This window comes from Curtobacterium sp. L3-7 (assembly GCF_048756585.1).
GTDB lineage: Bacteria > Actinomycetota > Actinomycetes > Actinomycetales > Microbacteriaceae > Curtobacterium.
Map to the genome: position 1 here is coordinate 3645709 of NZ_CP151474.1, position 17210 is coordinate 3662918.

At 70.7% G+C, this 17210-nt stretch carries 18 protein-coding genes; 4 read left to right on the top strand and 14 right to left on the bottom strand.

The window, feature by feature from the left end:
• The 4 genes from AAEP80_RS17445 to serS all read right to left on the bottom strand — a co-directional run bounded on the left by AAEP80_RS17445 (position 1) and on the right by serS (position 4458).
• On the bottom strand, positions 1-1350 hold the full coding sequence (locus tag AAEP80_RS17445) for an HTTM domain-containing protein (RefSeq protein ID WP_420365301.1): 1350 nt from the start codon (positions 1348-1350) through the stop codon (positions 1-3).
• A gap of 2 nt (positions 1351-1352) precedes the next feature.
• Positions 1353-2111, bottom strand: coding sequence for a DUF5819 family protein (locus AAEP80_RS17450; RefSeq protein WP_420365302.1), 759 nt, complete (start codon positions 2109-2111; stop codon positions 1353-1355).
• A gap of 239 nt (positions 2112-2350) precedes the next feature.
• Positions 2351-3193 (bottom strand): HAD family hydrolase, encoded by an 843-nt coding sequence (locus tag AAEP80_RS17455; RefSeq protein ID WP_420365303.1) that lies wholly within the window; start codon positions 3191-3193, stop codon positions 2351-2353.
• Positions 3190-4458, bottom strand: a complete 1269-nt coding sequence (serS, locus tag AAEP80_RS17460) for a serine--tRNA ligase (protein ID WP_420365304.1) — start codon at positions 4456-4458, stop codon at positions 3190-3192. Before serS ends, AAEP80_RS17455 begins: the two co-directional genes overlap by 4 nt.
• Positions 4459-4658: 200 nt before the next feature.
• On the opposite strand from serS, the gene AAEP80_RS17465 reads away from it, so the two are divergent.
• Positions 4659-5732, top strand: coding sequence for a diacylglycerol/lipid kinase family protein (locus tag AAEP80_RS17465; RefSeq protein ID WP_420365305.1), 1074 nt, complete (start codon positions 4659-4661; stop codon positions 5730-5732).
• On the opposite strand, the gene pheA is transcribed toward AAEP80_RS17465, so the two are convergent.
• The 4 genes from pheA to AAEP80_RS17485 are packed head-to-tail and all read right to left on the bottom strand — an operon-like array spanning position 5729 to position 8985.
• Positions 5729-6685, bottom strand: coding sequence for a prephenate dehydratase (gene pheA / locus AAEP80_RS17470; protein WP_281265526.1), 957 nt, complete (start codon positions 6683-6685; stop codon positions 5729-5731). The two genes, AAEP80_RS17465 and pheA, sit on opposite strands and share 4 nt — an antisense overlap.
• Before the next feature lie 42 nt (positions 6686-6727).
• On the bottom strand, positions 6728-7273 hold the full coding sequence (locus AAEP80_RS17475; RefSeq protein ID WP_420365306.1) for a MarR family winged helix-turn-helix transcriptional regulator: 546 nt from the start codon (positions 7271-7273) through the stop codon (positions 6728-6730).
• Positions 7274-7282: 9 nt separating this feature from the next.
• Positions 7283-7735, bottom strand: coding sequence for a hypothetical protein (locus AAEP80_RS17480; RefSeq protein ID WP_281265528.1), 453 nt, complete (start codon positions 7733-7735; stop codon positions 7283-7285).
• On the bottom strand, positions 7732-8985 hold the full coding sequence (locus tag AAEP80_RS17485) for a molybdopterin-dependent oxidoreductase (RefSeq protein ID WP_420365307.1): 1254 nt from the start codon (positions 8983-8985) through the stop codon (positions 7732-7734). The genes AAEP80_RS17480 and AAEP80_RS17485 overlap by 4 nt, the downstream gene beginning before the upstream one ends.
• Positions 8986-9042: 57 nt before the next feature.
• Between AAEP80_RS17485 and AAEP80_RS17490 the strand changes: the two genes are divergently transcribed.
• Genes AAEP80_RS17490 through AAEP80_RS17500 form a run of 3 tightly spaced genes read left to right on the top strand, consistent with a single transcriptional unit; the run spans position 9043 to position 11805 of the window.
• Entirely contained in the window at positions 9043-10488 is a 1446-nt protein-coding gene (locus AAEP80_RS17490) for a glycosyltransferase 87 family protein (RefSeq protein WP_420365308.1), read from the top strand.
• Entirely contained in the window at positions 10485-11564 is a 1080-nt protein-coding gene (gene moaA / locus AAEP80_RS17495) for a GTP 3',8-cyclase MoaA (RefSeq protein ID WP_420365309.1), read from the top strand. Before AAEP80_RS17490 ends, moaA begins: the two co-directional genes overlap by 4 nt.
• 1 nt (position 11565) lies before the next feature.
• Entirely contained in the window at positions 11566-11805 is a 240-nt protein-coding gene (locus AAEP80_RS17500) for a MoaD/ThiS family protein (RefSeq protein ID WP_281265532.1), read from the top strand.
• Positions 11806-11856: 51 nt separating this feature from the next.
• Here AAEP80_RS17500 and AAEP80_RS17505 read toward each other — a convergent pair whose 3' ends face one another.
• The 6 genes from AAEP80_RS17505 to AAEP80_RS17530 all read right to left on the bottom strand — a co-directional run bounded on the left by AAEP80_RS17505 (position 11857) and on the right by AAEP80_RS17530 (position 17092).
• Positions 11857-12954, bottom strand: coding sequence for a calcium:proton antiporter (locus AAEP80_RS17505; RefSeq protein ID WP_281265533.1), 1098 nt, complete (start codon positions 12952-12954; stop codon positions 11857-11859).
• Positions 12955-12966: 12 nt separating this feature from the next.
• Positions 12967-13992, bottom strand: a complete 1026-nt coding sequence (locus AAEP80_RS17510) for an ABC transporter ATP-binding protein (RefSeq protein ID WP_420365310.1) — start codon at positions 13990-13992, stop codon at positions 12967-12969.
• Positions 13989-14789 carry an ABC transporter permease gene (locus tag AAEP80_RS17515; RefSeq protein ID WP_281265535.1) on the bottom strand — a complete coding sequence of 267 codons (801 nt, stop codon included), beginning with the start codon at positions 14787-14789 and terminating at the stop codon, positions 13989-13991. Before AAEP80_RS17515 ends, AAEP80_RS17510 begins: the two co-directional genes overlap by 4 nt.
• Positions 14786-15598: a molybdate ABC transporter substrate-binding protein gene (modA, locus tag AAEP80_RS17520; protein ID WP_420365311.1), complete on the bottom strand. Its 813-nt coding sequence runs from the start codon at positions 15596-15598 to the stop codon at positions 14786-14788. The genes AAEP80_RS17515 and modA overlap by 4 nt, the downstream gene beginning before the upstream one ends.
• Before the next feature lie 62 nt (positions 15599-15660).
• The gene (locus AAEP80_RS17525) at positions 15661-16698 is read right to left on the bottom strand and encodes a ThiF family adenylyltransferase (RefSeq protein WP_420365312.1); all 1038 of its coding nucleotides are present in this window, start codon (positions 16696-16698) and stop codon (positions 15661-15663) included.
• Entirely contained in the window at positions 16685-17092 is a 408-nt protein-coding gene (locus AAEP80_RS17530) for a TOBE domain-containing protein (RefSeq protein ID WP_420365313.1), read from the bottom strand. Before AAEP80_RS17530 ends, AAEP80_RS17525 begins: the two co-directional genes overlap by 14 nt.
• Between the last annotated feature and the right edge of the window lie 118 nt (positions 17093-17210).

Below are 17210 nucleotides of genomic sequence, written 5' to 3' on the forward strand. Positions count from 1 at the left end.
TCAGACCACCACGGAGTCGTCGCGACGGTCGGTCGCGTCCGCTTCCGCGTCGTCCGGACTGGAGGCACGGCTCGCGCTCTCGGCAGGGCGTCGCGTCCACAGGGTGGCCGGCTCCGGAGCCGTGGTGACCACGTCGATGTCCGTCGCGGTCGCGACGGGGGCGACCCCGGCCTCCAGGTCGTCAGTGGCGACCACCGGCGAGACGGGAGCCGCACCGGACCACGCGTCGTCCACCGGGGTGGCTGCGACGGTGGCCGCCGTCGTGCGCCGCTCCGCCAGGGTGACCCCGGGCGAGCGCCGCGCCGCGTTCACCCAAGCTCGCTTGAGGCCGCGGCCCATGGCGCGCCAGGTGTGGTCGCGGACGAAGATCGCGTCGACGGCGATCATCGCCATGGAGAAGAACGGCAGGCCCATCAGGACGCCGATGCCGACGTGGAACGACATGATGCCGATCAGGACGATGATGCGGGTGATGCGGTTGAGCAGCATCGGCAGGAACATCATCTGCAGGATGATCGTGCCCCACGAGAACGCGGCGACCATGGGGCCCCAGGTGGTGACGAGCTTGGCGATCTCCGGCCAGGTGGAGAACCGGTCGACCATGAGCGGGCCGTAGACCGCGGTGCCAGCGCCCCAGGTTCCGCCCTGTGCCTTGTAGAGCGCGCCGGACATGTAGACGAAGCCGACGTGCATGGTGGTGACGACGATCGCCAGGTTGTGGAACATCGCACTGTAGGGGCGGACCATGCGGCTGCGGCGGTCGAAACGGCGCAGGGCGTCGTGCGACTTCGCGTGGCGGCGAGCGTCGAGCGAGAGTCGGGCCGAGGTGTCCGCGAAGAGCATGTAGATCATGACCATGCGCAGGAGGTTGTCGCTCTGGTCGCTCAGCAGGTCGTTCATCTCGATGAACGACACGTAGAAGATCAGGTACACCGGCAGGACGAACTTCGTGCGCCACCCGATCGCCACCAGGAAGGCGATGACGAACAGGCCGATGTAGCTCAGCGTGAAGCCGACGTTGTCGGGGCCGACGAAGTTGAACCACTTGAACAGCCAGATCTTCTCGAAGTCGCTGCCCGGGTAGAGGTGCTGACCGGTCCACGCGGAGCCGGCGCCGTACGCGTAGAGGCGGGTCGACCAGTTCGCGGCGAGGATGCCCATCCCCATCACGCCGATCAGGATGCGGAAGACGGCGAGGCCGTACAGGGCCCGCTTCTTGCCGAGGAGCCAGTCCTCGGAGAAGGTGGCGCCTCGGCTGGCGAGCGTCGCGGCTCCGGCGCGACCCGCGCACGCGAGGTCCTTGAGCATGCGGCCGAGGCGGGTGGCCTCGGTGGTGATGATGTTGCCCATGGTCACTTCTCCTCTGCGAGCTTCTTGAAGGTGTCGGCGAAGTCCTCGTGGGACTGCCCGGGCATCAGGAAGGCGCCGCGCCAGCCTGTCGGGGACCACTGCTCCGGTTCTTCCTTCGCGTCAGGGTTGTTCCGCTGGTCGAAGGGCACCGCGTTCTGGCGGGAGATGGCGAAGCGGATGGTCGTGACGTCCTCGCCCCACATGGTCTTGGCGACCTGGGTGGCGTACGCGCTCGTGTAGGCGTGCTGGGTGATGAACGATCCGGCGTTCGTCCTGGCCGTCGCGTCGTTGCCTGATGCCCGGTACAGGGCGGTCTCGAACCGGGTCTTCCAGTCGGCACCGGTGTAGTAGTTCGCCTGGACGACTTCCTGCTGCTTCTCGTTGAGCTTGTTGTAGGCGTCGCGGTACTTGCTGGCCTGTTCGTTGGCGAGGCCAGCGGCACGCGGGGGAAGCAGGTTGTGGCGGGAGAGCTTGAGCTCAGCCTCGGTGGCGTCGATCCATTCGCTGTTCTGCTGCTTGCCGTCGACGGTCTCGACCGCCCGGACGTAGAAGTGGTAGTTGCCGTTGATGGGATCAGGAGCGAAGACGGACCAGCTCTGCCCGAAGAACGGGATCTGCCAGCTGGTCAGGAAGTTGCCCGGGACGATCGAGCGCATGGACGCCGAGTACGGGGCGATCCAGAGCAGCTGGGCGAAGATGTGCCACGCCGCGATGAGCGACACGACGACGAGCACGACACGCACGACCGGGCGACGGCGCATGAGTTGGGATTTGGGCGACGGGGACGACATGGGACCTCTCTGATCGATTCGGGGTTCGAGAGGTGGCGCCGTGACACGGCCCGAAGACTCTCGTATTGAAATATATCAATACGAAGGTGAACATGCAACATTCACATATCATCCGAGATGCGGCGTGGTGACGCAGCAACGCCGAAGGGCACCGCAGATGCGGTGCCCTTCGGCGTTGTTCGTGGTCGCTCAGGCGACGAGCGGGGCTGTCAGCGGGGCAGGGTGTCCAGGGCCGCGGCGAGCCCGTCGTCCGTCACGCCGCCGGTGATCTCGCTCGCAGCGTCGACCACGTCCTCCGGGGCCTGTCCCATGGCGACGCCGCGGCCAGAGGTGGATGCCCACCGCAGCATGTCGATGTCGTTGCGTCCGTCCCCCGCGGCGAAGACCCGTGAGCGCGGGATGTCGAACCACTCACGCACGCGCTCCATCGCCGTCGCCTTCGTCACGCCTTCTGGTGCGATGTCGAGCCACGCCGTCCACCCGACGTTGTACGAGACCTTGTGCAGCCCCATCCGGTCGACGATCGCCAGGAACTCCTCGAGCCCGTGCTCCGGCGAGATGACCACGACACGGGTGGCCTGCACGCCGAGCAGCTGCGAGAAGTCGACGTGGGACCCGTGCTTCGTCATGGCGTCGTCGGGGAACTCACCGGAGAGCAGGTAGCGCCCGTCGGGGGACTCCACCCCGTACGCCGCGTTCGACAGCGCACCGCGGATCGTCTGCAGGACGTCGGTCGGGTCGAAGGTCTCGACGTGCACCCGCACGTAGCCGTTGATCGCGTGCGGGGCGTCCGAGCGACGAAGGGTCACCGCGCCGTTCGCGCACACGAGGTACTCCGGTTCGATGCCGAGCGTCTGCAGCACGGGAACGGTCATGCCCTCGCTGCGACCGGTGGAGAGCATGACCTCGTGCCCGGCAGCGGCGGCGGACTTGATCGCCTCGACGGTGGTGGACGTCACGACACCGTCCTCGCGCATCACGGTGCCGTCGATGTCGAGGGCGACGAGCCAGCGCTTCACGCGGGTCGCGGCCGTGCCGTGGGCGTCGTTCATCGGGGTTCGATCACCTCGACGCCGCCGAGGAACGGCCGGAGGACCTCGGGAACCACGACCGAGCCGTCGGCCTGCTGGTGCGTCTCGAGGATCGCGACGAGCCAGCGGGTGGTGGCGAGCGTGCCGTTGAGCGTGGCGACCGGCGCGGTCTTGCCCGAGTCGGTGCGGTAGCGGATGTCGAGGCGACGGGCCTGGAACGTGGTGCAGTTCGAGGTCGAGGTGAGCTCGCGGAAGGTGCCCTGCGTCGGGACCCACGCCTCGAGGTCGTACTTCCGCGCGGCCGACGTGCCGAGGTCACCGGCTGCGGTCTCGATCACGCGGTAGTGCAGCCCGAGGTCCTGCAGCATCGATTCCTGGTACGCCATGAGCTTTGCGTGCTCGGCGTCCGCCTGGTCCGGGTGGACGTAGGAGAACATCTCGAGCTTGTTGAACTGGTGCACGCGGAGGATGCCGCGGTTGTCCTTGCCCGCCGAGCCGGCCTCGCGCCGGTAGCAGGTCGACCAGCCGGCGTAGCGGAGGGCCGGGTCCTCGGCGTCGAACGCGAGGATCTCGTCCGCGTGGTACCCCGCGAGGGCGACCTCGCTGGTGCCGGTCAGGTACAGGTCGTCGGCCTCGAGCCGGTACACCTCGGCCGCGTGCTCGCCGAGGAACCCGGTGCCGGCCATGGTCTCGGGACGCACAAGCGTCGGCGTGATGAGGGGCGTGAAGCCGTGCTGGATCGCTCGGTCGAGCCCGAGTGACATCAGCGCGATCTCGAGGCGGGCGCCGAGGCCCTTGAGGAAGTAGAAGCGCGAGCCGGACACCTTGACGCCGCGGGGGATGTCAATGATGTCGAGGAGCTCGCCGAGGTCGGCGTGGTCGCGCGGTGCGAAGTCGAACGAGGGCTTGGTGCCGACGGTCTTGATCGTGACGAAGTCGTCCTCGCCACCGGCGGGCACGCCGGGCAGCACGACGTTCGGGATCGACCGGACGACGCGGTTGAACGTCTCCTCGGCGGCGGTGACGGCGGCCTGTGCTTCCTTCACGCCGGCGGCGAGCGCCTGGGCCTGCTGCACGAGCGCGGCCTTCTCGTCTTTGGGCGCCTTCGCGACGGTCTTGCCGAAGGCGTTCTGCTCGGCACGCAGGGCCTCGAACGAAGAGATCGCGCTCCGCCTGGCGGCGTCCGCGGCGACCGCCTTGTCGACGACGTCGACGGAGGCGCCGCGCGCAGCCTGTGAGGCCTTGATGACATCGGGATCGTCGCGCAGCAGCTGTGGGTCAATCACCGGTTCATCCTAGCCAGACACGATTGCGACTCCGGTGTGCGCAGCCGGGGGTCAATGCAGCGTCGATTCCGGCGTTCATCCTAGCCAGACCGGGATGGACGGGAGGATCGTGGCGGACACGGCCACGAGCCTCCCGTCCGGTTGTGGTCGCGACCAGAGCGCGTGGCGCGACACGCAGGCCCCGCCGGTACCGTTGAGCCATGTCATCGCCCTCGGAGACCGCGCCCGCGCAGTCGGACGCCCTCGCCACCGAGCACCGCACTGCGGCCGTGGTCTACAACCCGGTCAAGGTGCACCTGCCGACCCTCAAGGAGACGGTGGCCAAGTACGAACAGGAAGCCGGCTGGAACACCACCCTCTGGTTCGAGACCACGGAGGAGGACCCGGGCGGAGGGATGGCCCGTGAAGCCCTCGATGCCGGCGCCGACGTGATCGCCGCTGCCGGCGGGGACGGGACCGTGCGTGCGGTGGGCGAGGTCGTGCACGGCTCGGATGCTTCCCTCGCGCTGCTGCCGAGCGGCACGGGCAACCTGCTCGCCCGCAACATGAAGCTGCCCCTCGACGACCTGGACGCCAGCACCCACGCGATCTTCCACGGGACCGACCGGCCGATCGACTTCGGGATCCTCGGACTCGAGCGTCCGGACGGTAACCGCGAGCAGTACGGCTTCCTGGTGATGGCGGGGCTCGGGCTCGATGCCCGGATGCTCGCGAACACCCGCCCCGGGCTCAAGAAGCGCGTCGGGTGGCTCGCCTACGTCGACTCGCTGTTCCGGTCCGTGCGCGACATCGACGGGTTCGACTTCCGGTACCGGCTCGACGAGTCCACGACGAAGTCCGTCCGCGGGCACTCGGTCATCGTCGGCAACTGCGGGATGCTCCAGGCGAACGCGATGCTCCTGCCGGAGGCCGAGATCGACGACGGGGTCTTCGACATCGTGGTCATGCGTCCCCGGGGGTTCTTCGGCTGGGTGCGGATCGGTGCGCGGATCTTCTGGGAGAACGCGATCCTCCGGTGGTTCCGCCGCTCGACGCTCGGCAACACGTTCGTCGGGCGTCGGATCATCACCCGCGCCAAGCAGGAACGGCCGCTGCGCTACCTGCGCGGTGAGGAGTTCGTGCTGCGGCTCGAGAAGCCGGACGAGTTCGAGATCGACGGCGACCCCGTCGGCGAGATCTCGGCGTTCCGGGCGCGGATCGACCCGGGGTCGCTCCGTGTCCGCGTGCCGGAGCCCGCGGAGCCGACCGGCCGCGCCGCGCGCAAGCGCTCCTAGCGCGGGTCGGGCTCGCCGGAGACGATCGCGCGGAGCCAGTCCCGTGCCTCGACGAACGCCTCGTCGGAGTAGCGCAGTGGCACCTCGGACTCCAGCCGATCCGCACGCGGGTAGGACCCGAGGAACGTCACGCGCGGGCTGAACCGACGCAGGCCGAGCAGGGCATCGGCGACTCGCTCGTCCTCGACGTGCCCGTCGAGGTCGATGACGAACCGGTAGCGGCCGAGCTCGTCCCCGATCGGCCGCGAGGACAGCAACCCCATGTTGATGCCCCTCGTGGCGAACTGCTCGAGCATGTCGACGAGCGCACCGGGGTGGTCTGCGGGCAGTTCGACGATGACGCTCGTCTTGTCCGATCCGGTGCGCTCCGGGATGCTCAGCGTCTTCGAGACGAGCACGAAGCGGGTGACGGCGCTGGCGTTGTCGCCGATCGAGCTCGCCAGCACGGCGAGGTCGTGGTGGTCGGTGATCCCCGGCGGGGCGACGGCTGCGTCGGCCGTGGGGTGTTCGTCGAGCAGGGCGACGGCGGCGGCGACGTTCGACGAGGCCGGGATGTGGCCGTGCCCGGGGACGTTGGTCTCGAGCCAGCGATGGGTCTGGGCGTAGGCGACGGGGTGCGCGTTCACGGTGCGGACGTCGGCGAGCGCGGTGCCGTGCCGGGCGACGAGCACGAAGTCGACGGGGACGAGGTACTCCCCCACGATCCGCACGCCGGGGATCCGGGCGAGGGCGTCCTGCGTGGCGCTGACGCCGCCGTCGACGCTGTTCTCGATCGCGATGACGGCACCGACGGAGCGGCCGGACATCACGTCGTCGAGCGCTTCTCCGACGTTGTTGACGCTCCGCCATGGCTTGCCGGCAGCCGCGTCGACGAGCTTGAGCGCCGCCTCGGTGAAGGTGCCGGCGGGTCCGAGGTAGCTGTACGTGTCGGACGCTGCGTCGGGCTGGCTCATGTCGCCGAGCCTATTGCACCCGTCCGCGCCGCCACGGCCGCGTCAGTCGGCCGCAGTACCGGTCAGCCGCGCCTCGCAGATGGCCGCGTCGTCGTCGTCCCGGGGGTAGGTCAGCGCCGCGAAGCGCCCGTCGGGGTCGAGCGTGGTGAGCAGCGACCTCGCGATGCCGTCGAGCTGGGCGACCTGCTCGTCGGTCAGCGCGTCGATCACGAAGCGACGGGCGGTGCGGACGTGGTCGGGCGCTGCCTCCACGATCGTCGCGTACCCGGCGTCCGTGAGCCGCACGTCGGTCGCGCGGCGGTCGTCGGCGGACGGACAGCGCGCCACCAGCCCGCGCTTCTCGAGCCGGGACACCACGTGCGACAGCCGCGGGAGCGACGCGTTCGTCGCCGATGCGAGGGCGGACATCCGGAGGGTGCGCTCCTCGGTCTCGGACAGCATGGCGATGACCATGTAGTCGAAGTGGGTCAGGTCGGCGTCCCGCTGGAGCTGCTGGTCGAGCGCTGCCGGCAGGAGTTCCATCACCGCGACGAGCTTCATCCAGGCACGCAGCTGCTCGCGCGTCAGCCAGGGGGTCTCGTCGGTCATGCTCCCATCCTACGAAATGGTTGTCGTTTCAACCACCCTGGAGTTCCGTCGCGCTGTCAGCCACCCCACGACCAGCACGGCGACGACCACGAGGAGCAGCGCACCCTCGACGACGAGCAACCGCGTGGTGTAGTCGAACGGCACCACCGTGGGGTTCTTCGCACCGTGGTGCTTCGCGGCGATCTCCGGCAGGACGACCAGCGCCAGCACGCTCCCGAGCACGACGGCCGCCTGCACCACCACGAGGACCCACAGACGGAGCGCACGGCCGGCCCGGCGGAGTCCGAGACCGACGAGGACCACGAACGGCGACAGGATCGCGTCGTGCAGGATCACCGCGCCGAGGAGCCAGGTCGCGAGGCCCCCGATGCGGTTCGGACGGACGGTGGTGACCATGACGTACGCGCCGAACGCGATCACGAGGACCCCGACGACGACGAGCACGATCCGCGCGGCCTTCACGAGAGCACCTCGATCTTCGCGATCCACTTCGTCTGCAGCACGCCGGGCCGCCCGGGCGCGATGATCCGCGCGGGGAATCCGTGGTCGAGATCGAGCGTCGCACCGTTCAGCTCGAGCGCCACGAGGGTCGTCGGGTCGGACGCGTACTCCGGCCCCATGTCCATGATCCGGTAGCCGCCGTGGCGCTCCAGGCTGGTCACCCGCACGTGCGAGGACGGGTCGGCCTGCACCGCTCGGAGCAGGTCACGCATCCGGACTCCCTTCCAGGTCGCCATTTGACTCCATCCCTCGACGCACGAGATCGGCAACGCCGCCTCGGTGGTCCCGAGCGCGACGAGCTCGGCGCGGGAGAACATCCTCGTCACCGCGGGACCGGCCACCGTGAGCGACCAGTCCGCTGCGGTCGCGGTCGCCAGGACGCCAGCTGCCCGCGCGGTCCGGTTCACCGGGAGCCCGTTGGGACCGATGTGCCGCTTGCGGGGCGCGAAGACGTTGAACGGCTCGGCGAGCTTCGAGGACTGGCCGGCGGTGAGCACCACGACGCCGGCGGTCGCGGCCGCGATGCCCGTGAAGAAGCCGCGACGTGCGATCCGCTCACGTCGACCGGCGGTCGGTTCCGGATGGGAGGCTCGGTTCGGCTCCGCCCCGTCGGCCCACCGCATCACGCGGCCGGTGATCCCCCGCGGGTACGCCGCGGTGGCGTCGTACGCCGGCAGCTCGCTGCCGACGGTGTCGTCGTGCACGAAGCGGCCGTCCGCGTCGTAGGAGTCCCGCTTCCGCCAGTAGCGGCTGATCACCCGGAGCTTCGCGCCGATGTGGATCACGAGCGACCCGATGATGACGTACGCCAGCGCGTAGTGCACCTGCCGGAACGGGAACGGCCACGGGTACCACTGGAACGTGTTCACGAGCCCGGTCGCGACCTGCACGATCGACGCCGCGACGAACACCGCGATCGACGCACGCTCGAGGAAGTGCAGGACGTTCCGCACCGGCGGGTCCTGGGCCAACGCGGGCATCACGGTGTTGAGCTTCGCGAGGAGCAGCGGGATGATCGCGATCCCCGCCGTGATGTGGAGCCCCTGCGTGAACTGGTAGAGCTGCACGGGCCTGGTCGGGAAGCGCATCCCGGGCAGCGGGTCCTGCAGCAGGTGGCTGTAGACGCCGGTCCCGAAGCAGATCAGGAACGCGATGCCGAGCAGCCGTCCGATGACGACCGCCGATCGGGCGTTCCGGTTCGGGGAGGCCATCGCGGACCGGGCATCGTGGAGGCCCTGCCGGATGAACGTCGGTAGCCTCGACGGACCATGCGTCTGCGTCCCGGCACCCTGCTCCCGACCGTGCTCGCCGTCCTCGGTGTGCTGGCCCTGGCGGGCGTCATCGCCTTCGGGGTCACGCATCTGGGGTTCCTCCGGTCCGGTCATCGACAACCATTCGTTGCGTGGACCCTGATCGCTTGGGCGGTGTTCGTCGTCGCGGTCGTCGGGCTCCGGTTCGTCCCGGCTCGTCTGGTCACCATCATCGTCCTCGGCGGCGCCGTGGTCGTGGGGCTCGCCGCCATGGTCGGTCAGCCGAACACCAGCACCGACTCTGCTCGCTACGCCTGGGACGGCATCGTCCAGCACGCCGGGGTCTCGCCGTACGCGCACACGCCGCAGTCGACCGCGCTGTACGGCCTCCGTCCGGAGTGGTTGTTCCCGGACAAGGTGAACGGCACGTGCGAGCCGCTCCAGCCGCGGTACCGCGGGCTCGGGGACGGTGCAGCCGGCCACTGCACGGCGATCAATCGCCCCGACGTGCCGACGATCTACCCGCCGATGGCCGAGCTGTGGTTCGCGCTCGTGCGCTTCGCCGTGCCGGCCACCGTGCAGTACTGGCCGTTCCAGCTCGCCGGGCTGCTCGTCTCGCTCGGCGTCACCGTCGGACTCCTCGTCGTCCTGCGCCGCATCGGCCGTCCGGCCTGGTGGGCGGCGCTCTGGGCGTGGTGCCCGCTCGTGGCGTCCGAGGCCGTCACGAACTCCCACGTCGACGTCGTCGGCGCGGCCCTCGCGACCGCCGGCGCCGTGCTGGTCGCGTTCGGCCGGCCGATCTGGGGCGGGGTCATGCTCGGCGCCGCGACGTGCACGAAGCTCATCCCGGCGATCGTCTACCCGGCGCTGCTCGGCCGGTGGCGGAACTGGTGGGCGGTGCCCGTCGGCATCGCCGTGTTCGGGTTGCTCTACGTCCCCTACGTCGCGTCGACCGGAGCGAAGGTGCTCGGGTACCTGCCCGGCTACCTGACCGAGGAAGGGTACGAGGACGGCTCCCGCTTCGCCCTCGTGTCGCTCGTCGCGAAGGGCGACCTCGGCACGGTGATCGTCGCGCTCGTCGCCCTCGTCGCGGCGGTGCTCGCGTGGCGGCTCTCGGACCCGAGCCGACCGTGGTCAGGCGAGGTCCTGATGATCGGCGTGACCTTCCTCGCGGTGACGCCGCGCTACCCCTGGTACGCGCTGCTCCTGGTCCCGTTCGTGGTGCTCTCGGGCCGGTGGGAGTGGATGTCCATCGCGCTCGCGATCGCCCTGCGTGGTGTGTGGCCGTCGGTGGACGCGTACCGCTGGTGGCTCGGCGCAGCGATCCTGGTCATCGTGGTGGTGACGCTCATCCGGACGGACCGGTCGGACTGGATCCGCTGGCGCGACCGGCTCATCCCTGGGCGCGACCGGCGCCTGCTCCCGGTGCGCGACCGGCGACCCGCCGTATCATCGCTGCCATGACGGCTCGCATGCTCCCGTCGACGGGACTGCTCCGTCGCGTCCGGCAGCCGTCCGCGCGGCTCCCCGACCGGCCGGACGACGACGGCCTGCTCGACCGGTTCGGCCGACGGGCGGTCGACCTCCGTGTGTCCCTCACCGAGCGGTGCAACCTCCGCTGCACGTACTGCATGCCGGAGCAGGGGCTCCCGGTCATCCCGAACGAATCGCTCATGACCGCCGCGGAGATCGAACGGCTCGTCCGTCTGGGCGCAGCGCACCTCGGCATCCGCAAGGTCCGCTTCACGGGCGGCGAACCGCTGCTCCGCCGTGACCTGGCGGACGTCATCGCCCGGACCGCTGCGCTCGGGGTGGAGGTCTCGCTGACGACCAACGCGATCGGGCTCGCCGCACGCGCCGCCGATCTGCGGGCCGCCGGACTCGACCGGATCAACGTCTCGCTGGACACCGTCGACCCCGACGTGTTCGCGGAGGTCACCCGTCGGCCGTTCCTCGACCGTGTCCTCGACGGGATCGCCGCCGCGGACGACGCCGGACTCGGCGTGAAGATCAACGCCGTCCTGCTCCGCGGGGTGAACGACCACCTCGCACCCGACCTGCTCGCCTGGTGCCTGGACCGCGGCCACGAGCTCCGCTTCATCGAGCAGATGCCGCTCGACCCCGGACACGCCTGGGACGGCGACGACATGGTCACCGCTGCCGAGACCCGTGCGCTGCTCGGCGACCGCTTCGTGCTGACGCCGCACGACGCCCCGCGGGACGGTGCCCCCGCCGAACGGTTCCGCGTCGTCGCACGGTCCACGGGCGACGAACTCGGCACCGTCGGCGTCATCGCGAGCGTCACCGAGTCGTTCTGCGCCGACTGCACCCGCACCCGCCTGACCGCCGAGGGCCACGTCCGCAGCTGCCTGTTCTCCGACGACGAGTCAGACCTCCTCGGCCCGATGCGCGCTGGCGCGTCGGACGCCGACGTGCTCGACCTGTGGCGGCGTGCGATGTGGGCGAAGCCGCGGGACCACGGGGACGACGCCGACGGCATGGTGCACCCGTCCCGTGGCATGAGCGCGATCGGCGGCTGAGGTGACGACGATCCGGTTCTTCGCCGCGGCGCGCGCTGCCGTCGGCCTCGACGAGACCACGACGGACGCCCACACGCTCGACGACGCCCTGCGCGCCGTGCGGGCCGACGACCCCGAGCGCTGGACGGCCCTGCAGGAGCGGTGCTCGTACCTGGTCGACGGCGTGAGCACCCGCGACCGGTCGACCCCGCTCACCGGTGTCGCACTGGTCGACGTGATGCCGCCCTTCGCCGGCGGCTGACCCGCCGACGGCTGACCCGCCGACGGCTGACCCGCTGGGCAGGGCAGCGCGCTACGGGCTGACCGACAGGACGATGAACGCGGCGAAGATCACCAGGTGGACCCCGCCCTGCAGCCGCGTCGCTCGTCCGGGCAGCACCGTGAGCACCGCGGCGACGATGGTCAGCGCGAGCAGCACGATCTGCGCCGACCCGAGGCCGAGCAGCAGCACCCCGTCGGTGAAGAACGAGGCGATCGCGATCGCCGGGATCGTCAACCCGATCGACGCCATCGCCGATCCCATCGCGAGGTTCAGGCTCGTCTGGATCCGGTTGCGTGCAGCGGCCTTCGACGCCGCGATGCCCTCCGGCAGCAGGATGAGCAGCGCGATCACGACACCGACGAACGACGGCGGGAACCCGACCGCGGCGACACCGGCCTCGATCGCGGGCGACTCCACCTTCGCCAGGCCGACCACGGTCACGAGCGCCAGGAGCAGCAGCCCGAGCGAGATCAGCGTCGCGCGTCCGGCTGGACGGTCGGCGTGGGTGTCCTCGGATTCCTCGAGGACCCCGCCCGACCGGTTCACCGGCAGAAAGAAGTCGCGGTGCGCCACGGTCTGGGTGACGACGAACAACCCGTAGAGCGCGAGGGACGCCACCGCCACGAACACGAGTTGGACCGCGGTGAACGACGAGTCGGAGGTGCCGGTGGTGAACGTCGGCAGCACCAGCGTCAGCACCGCGAGCGCGGCGACGGTCATGGTCGCGGCGGAGGCGCCCTCCTGGTTGAACCGCACGGTGTTGTGCCGCAGGGTGCCGATCAGGATCGCGAGCCCGACGAGCCCGTTCATCGTGATCATCACCGCGGAGAAGACCGTGTCCCGTGCCAGTGTCTCGGCCTTGGCTCCGCCAGAGCTGGAGAGCGCGATGATGAGGGCGACCTCGATGATCGTCACGGCGACGGCGAGCACGAGCGACCCGAACGGTTCGCCGACGCGGTGCGCCACGACCTCCGCGTGGTGCACGGCCGCGAGCACCGTGCCGGCGAGGACGACCGCGACGAGGACGACGACCGCCGTCCCGAGGTCGTGCCGGCCGAAGGAGACCACGAGCACGATCGCGGCGATCACGGGCACTGCGATGGGCCACGCCCGGAGGATCCTCGTCACCGGGCAATCCTGTCACCGTCGCGGTTCGTACACGTCCACTTCGCCGACCGGCACCGCGATCCGGACGTCGTCACCGACCGCGAGCCCGAGCCTGCTGGCGGCCGACGCGGTCACGTCCGCGACCAGCTCCTGCGCATGGATGCGCACGAGTCCGTCCCGCGGCTCGAGCGCCGTGACGGTCCGCAGCAGCCCGGTGCCGTCAGGGCCGACGACCGCGGCCGTCGGGTGGTAGGCCACCAGACACCGGCGGCCTGGAGGCTCGACCCGCGTCCGTCCCGTCAGCTCGCCGCCGCCGTCGAGCGCGATCCCACCAGCGGTGGCGGTCCCGGCGAGCAGCACCAGTCCGGAGAACGCGGCACCGAAGTCGCTCGTCGGACGCCCGAGGACCTCGGCGGTCGTGCCGGACTCGACGACCCGACCACGGTCGACGACGAGCACCCGGGTCGCGAGCGTGACGACCTCGATCGGGTCGTGCGTGACGAGCAGGCTCGGGCGCCCGGCGATCGCGGTCGCCAGGGCCGCACGCACGCTGCCCCGCGCCTCGACGTCGAGCGCGGAGGTGGGCTCGTCGAGCAGGAGCACGGCGGGGTCGGCGGCGAGTGCTCGGGCGATCGCGACGCGCTGCGCCTGCCCGCCGGACAGGGTCGCGGGGTCGCGGTCGGCCAACCCGACCGCGTCGACGAGTGCCAGGGCCCTGTCGGAGGCGACCCGTGCCTCCCGTCCGCGCCTTCCGGTGGACCGCGGACCGTAGCCGACGTTGCCCGCCACCGACAGGTTCGGGAACAGGTCGGAGCGCTGCGCGACCAGTCCGACCCGCCGTCGGTGCGGTGGCACGGGTCGACGGCCGCCGTCGAGCGCCCTGCCGTCGATGTCGATCGACCCGGCATCGAGTGCGAGCAGGCCGGCGACGGCCTCGACGATCGACGACTTGCCGGCGCCGTTCGGCCCGATGACCGCGACGCACTCCTCCGGTCCCACCTCGACGACCACATCGACGTCGCGGTCCCGCAGGACCACGTGCGCGCGGAGCCCGCTCACGACCAGGCCGCCCGGGCTCCGGTACGGATCGAGGTCAGCCCGATCACGACGACCGCGACCACGACGAGCACGAGTGCCAGCGCGACGGCCGTGTCCGGGTCGACCTCCCGCTGCAGGTAGATCTCCAGCGGCAGGGTGCGGGTGACGCCCTCCAGGCTGCCGGCGAAGGTCAGCGTCGCACCGAACTCACCGAGGGCCCTGGCGAAGCAGAGCACCAGGCCGGACGCGATGCCGGGCAGGGCACGCGGGATCGTCACGGTGAACAGCACCCGCGTCGGACCGGCACCGAGCGTGGACGCGATGCGCTCCAGCCGGTCGCCGCCGATCCGGAGCGAGCCCTCGATCGCCGACACGAGGAACGGCATCGCGACGAACGTCTGCGCCATCACGACCGCCGCCGTGGTGAACGCGATGCGGACGCCGTGGTCGGCGAGGAAGCCACCGACGGGCCCGATCCGGCCGAACGCTGCGAGGAGGGCGAGTCCGCCGACGACGGGTGGCAGGACGAGGGGCAGGAGCACGACGGCGCGCGCGACACCGACCCAGCGGGAGCGGACGCGGGAGAAGACGACGGCGAGCGGGAGCCCGAGGACGAACGCGATGCCGGTCGCGGCCGCGGCCGTGCCGAGGCTCAACCCCAGTGCGGTGAGGGACGACGGTGCGGTGACGAGCGCGACGAAGGACGTCCAGTCCACCCGGCCGACCATCGCGAGCACCGGGACGACGACGAACAGCCCCCCGAGCACGGCCGGGACCGGCAACCACCACGGTGCCGCCGTGCCCGACCTGCTCGTCACGGTGCGCCGAAGCCCGCCGTCGTGAGCACCTTCTCGCCCTCGGCCGAGCGGACGTACGCGCTGAACGACTTCGCGAGCGCGACGTTCGACGAACCCCGCACGACGCCGATCGGGTACGTGTTCACGGCGCTCTTCGACTCGTCGAACGACACCCCGTCCACCTTGTCGCCCGCGCCCTTGACGTCCGTGACGTAGACGAGCCCGGCGTCGGCCTGTCCCGACTCGACCTTGCCGAGGACGTCCGTGACGGACTGTTCCTCGCTGACCGGGTGCAGGGTGACGCCGGCAGCCTGCTCGACCTGCTCGGTCGCCGCGCCGCACGGCACCGGGGCCGCGCACGTGACGACCTGCAGACCGGAGGCGGTGAGGTCGTCGAGGTTCGTGATCTTCTTCGGGTTCCCCGGGGCGACGGCGATCTCCAGCACGTTGGTGGCGAACGCCGGGGTGCTGCCGCTGATCAGGCCGGCCTTGGTGAGCTTCGTCATGTTCGCCTCGTCGGCGCTCGCGAACACGTCGGCCGGCGCACCGTTCTGGATCTGCGTGACGAGGTCGCTCGAGCCGGCGAACGAGAACTTCACCGTCGTGCCGGGGTGCGCGTCCTCGTAGTCCGACCCCAGCTCGGTGAACGTCTTCTGCAGCGAAGCGGCAGCGAACACCGTGATCGTGCCGGTCGGGACAGCGCTCGCACTGCTGCTGTCCTTCGCGGTGCCGGTGGCTGTGTCGGTGCCGGCGCTGCCCGTGCTGCACCCGGCCAGGACGACGGCGACGACAGCGGCCGTGACGGCGGCGGCGATGGTCTTGGTACGCATTCGATTTCCCATCTTTTGACCGCATCCGCGGATCGACCGAGCCAGCCTATCCGCAGATGCGTTCACACAGTGGGGAGTCCCTCGCGGACCCACGCTTGCATGCCTCCGTCGAGGATCGTCGTCGGCCGATCGGCGGTCGCTGCCCAGGCGACCGCTCGCGGGCCCCGGGCGCACACGACGACCACCGGGCCGCCGTCGTCCGGCAGGTCCTCCGGCGGGACCGCCCCGGCGATGATGCCACCGGCGCGCTCGGCCGGGGTTCGGACGTCGACGACCACCACGGGATCGGCGGCGTCCGCGACGCGTGCAGCGAGGGCCGACGGCGAGATGCGGTTCCCGGATGCGGCCTCGGGAGCGTCCGGTCGTCGCGACCCAGGGCCTCGCCGGAGCGGACTCTCGGTCCATCGCCACCGCCGGGCGTCGACGCTCAGCACCCGACCGAGCAGCGGTTCCCCGAGCCCGGCGACGAGCGCGGTCACCTGTGCTGCCATCACCGAGCCCACCGCACCGCAGAGCGCCGGCAGGACCCCGTCGAGTGCGCACGAGCCCTCGTCCGGTCGCACCTCTGGATGCAGGTCGTGGAAGTCCACCACGCGGTCGTCGAACACGGAGACCTGGCCGTCGTAGCCGAGCGCCGTTCCCCACACGAACGGGACGCCGTGCCGTGCGCACGCGTCCGAGACCGCACGCGTGACGACGACCGAGTCCGCGGCGTCGACCACGACGTCGTGCCCGGCGACGAGGTCCGCGTGGAAGGACCCGACGACGGCGTCGACCAGGCACTCGGGGTCGACGGCGCGGACACGGGCCGCTGCGACCTCGGCTTTCGGCACCCCGATGTCCGCGGTGCCGAAGAGCGTCTGCCTGGCGAGGTTCGACGCGTCGACGACGTCGGGATCGACGATCGTCAACCGGGCGATGCCGCTCCCGGCCAGGTACGCCACGACCGGGGCGCCGAGTCCACCGGCACCGACGACGAGCACACGGGCGGACGCCAGGCGTTCGAGGACGGGATCACCGCCGGCGTCGAGCGCTGCGGTACGGGACCCGAGGCGACGGCGGCCAGGGGTCAGGTGCTCGTGCTGGTCAGTCGTCGGCATCCGGTGTCTCCACGGTGACCATCGTCGCCTTCACCGATGCGACGGCGACCGACCCGATCTCGAGCCCCAGGTCGCGGACGGCCTCTGCGCTCATCAGCGAGACGACCCGGTGCGGACCGCACTGCAACTCGACCTGGGCCATGACGGTGTCGACGACGAGGTCCGTCACGATGCCGACGAAACGGTTGCGCGCCGAGCTCCGCACCGGTGCAGCCGGATCGGGCAGCGACGCCCCGTGGGCCTTGGCGTAGGTGGCGAGCTCGCGCCCGTCGACCACCGCGCGACCGGCGTCGTCGGCGAGTCGCGAGAAGGTCCCGTTGTCGACGAGCCGCCGGACCGTGTCGTCGCTCACGCCGAGGTAACGGGCGGCGTCCTTGATGCGCAAGCGGCTCATGCCCAGACCCTAACCCGTCCCCACGACCCGTCGGTTCCTGTGAGGGCTCCGAATCCGAATGTGACATTCACAGCCAGGCACGCCGATTCCCCAGGGGCCCGCCCAGGGGCCGTCGCTA